The sequence below is a fragment of the Mesorhizobium sp. LNHC229A00 genome (assembly GCF_000502415.1).
Classification (GTDB): domain Bacteria; phylum Pseudomonadota; class Alphaproteobacteria; order Rhizobiales; family Rhizobiaceae; genus Mesorhizobium.
Genome location: NZ_AYWQ01000266.1, coordinates 1 through 244 on the forward strand (window position 1 = coordinate 1; position 244 = coordinate 244).

The 244-nt window shown below is 61.1% G+C and carries 1 pseudogene; it reads left to right on the plus strand.

Going from position 1 to position 244, the window contains the following annotated elements:
- Positions 1-207: pseudogene (locus tag X742_RS0140035) on the plus strand (tetraacyldisaccharide 4'-kinase); the annotation flags it as partial.
- Positions 208-244: the final 37 nt, after the last annotated feature.

The following is a 244-nucleotide window of genomic DNA, read 5'->3' on the forward strand; positions in this document are numbered from 1 at the left end:
GAACTGGCCGCGACGGCACGCGCCGAAGGCCTTGGCCTGATCACCACCGCCAAGGACGCCGTCCGGCTGCGTCACAACGCTCCGCAGGACTTTCTCGACCGTCTCGACGTGCTGGAAATCGAAACGGTGTTCGAGCTTGATCACATGCCCGAACGGATCATCGGGGAAACGCTCGATGCCTGGCGGCAGCGCAAGCTGAGAAACTAAAGCTATTCCAGGAAGAGTGCGTAGCGGTTTTCCGTCC